We start from the raw sequence: 2,942 nt of genomic DNA on the forward strand, positions 1-2,942 counted from the left end.
CGCCGGGTCGAGCCCGGCTGCCGTCCGCTCCTCCGCCTCGCGGTACTCGCGGGTCAACCCGGCGTAGGGCCAGTCCCCCGGCGGGGCGGCGGCGTGGGCCTGCCGGAGCCGGCCCAGCACCTCCTCCCGCGCCGCGGCGGAGGCCGCCGCGTCCCGGGTGCTCATGCGTCCTCCTGCTGGCCGCGCCACCAGTCGCGGAAGGTCTGCTGCGGCGGGGCGGGCAGGTCGCGGGTGCCGGTCCAGCTGCCGATCACCGGCCCGGGCAGCGCGCCGATGGTGCCGCGACGGCCACGCAGCAGCCGTCCCAGCCGAGCGGCCCGGGCGGCCAGCCCCCAGCGCCGGGGGTGGCCCATCACCCACGACGCCAGCCGCATCGCCACCGACTCCGCGTCCGGGCGACGGCTCTGGCGCCGGTGCTCCTCGACGTGCTCGGCGCGCAGGTGCACCAGCATGCTCGGGATGTCGATCTTCACCGGGCAGGCGTCGTAGCAGGCGCCGCAGAGCGAGGAGGCGTAGGGCAGCGAGGCGTTGTCCTCGACCCCGGTCAGCTGCGGGGACAGCACCGCGCCGATCGGGCCCGGGTAGACCGAGCCGTAGGCGTGCCCGCCGGCGCGCTCGTAGACCGGGCAGACGTTGAGGCAGGCGCTGCAGCGGATGCAGTTGAGGGCGTCCCGGCCGTGCTCGTCGGCCAGCACCCGGGAACGTCCGTTGTCGAGCAGCACCAGGTGGAACCGCTGCGGCCCGTCGCCGGGGGTGACGCCGGTCCACATCGAGGTGTAGGGGTTCATGCGCTCCCCGGTGGAGGAGCGCGGCAGCAGCTGCAGGAACACCTCCAGGTCCTCCGCCCGCGGGACCACCTTCTCGATGCCCATCACGGTGATGAGGGTCTCGGGCAGGGTCAGGCACATCCGCCCGTTCCCCTCGGACTCCACCACGGCCAGCGTGCCGTCCTCGGCGACGGCGAAGTTGGCCCCGCTGATCGCCACCTTGGCCGAGAGGAACTTGCGGCGCAGGTGCTGGCGGGCCGCGGCAGCCAGGGCGGCCGGCTCGTCGGTGAGGTCGGCCGGCGCGTCACCCATCTCGGCGAGGAAGATGTCGCGGATCTCGGTCCGGTTGCGGTGGATGGCCGGCACCAGGATGTGGGAGGGACGGTCGTGCCCGAGCTGGACGATCAGCTCGGCCAGGTCGGTCTCGGTGGCGGTGATCCCGGCGGCCTCCAGCGCCTCGTTCAGCCCGATCTCCTGGGTGGCCATCGACTTGACCTTGACCACCTCCTCCGCCCCCTCGGCGCGGACCAGGTCGGTGACGATGCGGTTGGCCTCGGCGGCATCGCGGGCCCAGTGCACCACCCCGCCCCGTGCCGTCACCGCCTGCTCGAGCTGGACCAGGTAGTCCTCGAGGTGGGCCATGGTGTGGGTCTTCAGCTGGCGCCCGGCCTCGCGCAGCTCCTCCCAGTGCGGCAGCTCACCCACCACCGCGGCCCGCTTGCCGCGGATGGTGCGGGTGGCGTGGCCGAGGTTGCGGCGCAGCTGCGGATCGGCCAGCGAGTCGCGGGCGGCGGCGGGGAACGGGCGGTCGGCGCGCAGGAAGCCCTCGCGCGGGGCGACCGGTGGCAGCCCCGGCATGCCGAGGTCGACCGTCCCGGCGCGGGTCGGGGTGACCGTCATCGGTGACCTCCCGGGGTCCAGGGCTGCTCGACGGTGGAGGCGAGGATCTCGGCCAGGTGGATGGTGCGGGTGCCGGCGCGGGTGCGGGAGAGCCCGCCGCCGATGTGCATCAGGCAGGAGGAGTCGCCGGCGGTGCAGTACTCGGCCCCGGTCGACTTCACTGCCGTCATCTTGTCGCTGAGCATCGCGGTGGAGGTGTCGGCGTTCTTCAGCGCGAAGGTGCCGCCGAACCCGCAGCACTGGTCGGCGCCGGGCAGCTCGACCAGGTCGAGGCCGTCCACCGCACCGAGCAGCTGCAGCGGCTTGTCCCCCACCCGCAGCATCCGCAGCGAGTGGCAGGTCGGGTGGTAGGTGACCCGGTGCGGGAAGTGCGCGCCGACGTCGGTGACGCCGAGCACGTCGACCAGCAGCTCCGAGAGCTCGTAGGTGTGCTCGGCGGCCCGGCGGGTCTGCTGCTGCAGCGCCCGGCTGCCGAAGCGGTCGGCGACCAGCGCGTGCTGGTGGCGCACCGAGCCGACGCAGGAGCCGGACGGTGCCACCACGGCGTCGGCGTCGGCGAAGACGTCGGCGAAGCGTTGCACCATCGGCAGCGCCTCGCGCTGGTAGCCGGTGTTGACGTGCATCTGGCCGCAGCACACCTGGGCGGGGTCGAAGACCACCTCGTGGCCGAGCCGGCGCAGCAGCCGGGTGGTCGCCCGGCCGACGTCGGGAAACATGGCGTCACCCAGGCAGGTGATGAACAGGGCGATGCGCATCGGCTGGCGTCGTCTCCTCGTGATGTGCTCCCGCTCCGGCGGCGGTGCCTGCGAGCGGTCAGGATAGCCCCTGGGCGACCTCGGCGATCTCGTCGAGGTGCCGGTCGGTGCACAGACCCAGGTGGTAGAGGTGGACGCTCGAGGCGCCGGCCTCGGCCGCCCGGTCCAGCTGCTCGGCCAGCGGCGGCGAGCCCGGCTCGAGCACCGTCAGGTAGGCGCCGAGGTGCGGCTGGGAGGACAGCGCGGCCACCGCGGGGCCGATCGCGTCCAGCGACCCCCAGGCGGCGGCGACCACGTGCCCGTCGGCCAGCCGCTGCAGCTCGGGGGTGGCGGCGGTGAAGGCGCCGGTGGCGTGCACATCGGGATCGCCGTGGGCCCACACCTCGCCGTGCACCACCTCGGCCAGCGCGGCGCAGGTGCGTCCCACCGCGAGCGCGCGGGCGGCGGCCAGTCGTCCCTCCAGCTCGGGCCCGAGGGCGTCGGCGAGGTCGGCAGCGGGACGGGCCGTGGCCGGGTCGAG

General features: G+C 74.6%; 2 protein-coding genes and 1 pseudogene. All 3 read right to left on the bottom strand.

The genetic code is table 11. The annotated features are described in order from the left end of the window. Positions 1-161: 161 nt before the first annotated feature. Entirely contained in the window at positions 162-1,667 is a 1,506-nt protein-coding gene (locus DVA66_RS18985; RefSeq protein WP_114561415.1) for a LutB/LldF family L-lactate oxidation iron-sulfur protein, read from the bottom strand. Further along, positions 1,664-2,422, bottom strand: coding sequence for a (Fe-S)-binding protein (locus tag DVA66_RS18990; protein WP_114561416.1), 759 nt, complete (start codon positions 2,420-2,422; stop codon positions 1,664-1,666). The genes DVA66_RS18985 and DVA66_RS18990 overlap by 4 nt, the downstream gene beginning before the upstream one ends. A 58-nt stretch (positions 2,423-2,480) precedes the next feature. Next, positions 2,481-2,942, bottom strand: a pseudogene (locus DVA66_RS18995) (hypothetical protein); the annotation flags it as partial.

The sequence above is a fragment of the Desertihabitans aurantiacus genome, assembly GCF_003344635.1.
Taxonomy (GTDB): Bacteria; Actinomycetota; Actinomycetes; order Propionibacteriales; family Propionibacteriaceae; genus Desertihabitans; species Desertihabitans aurantiacus.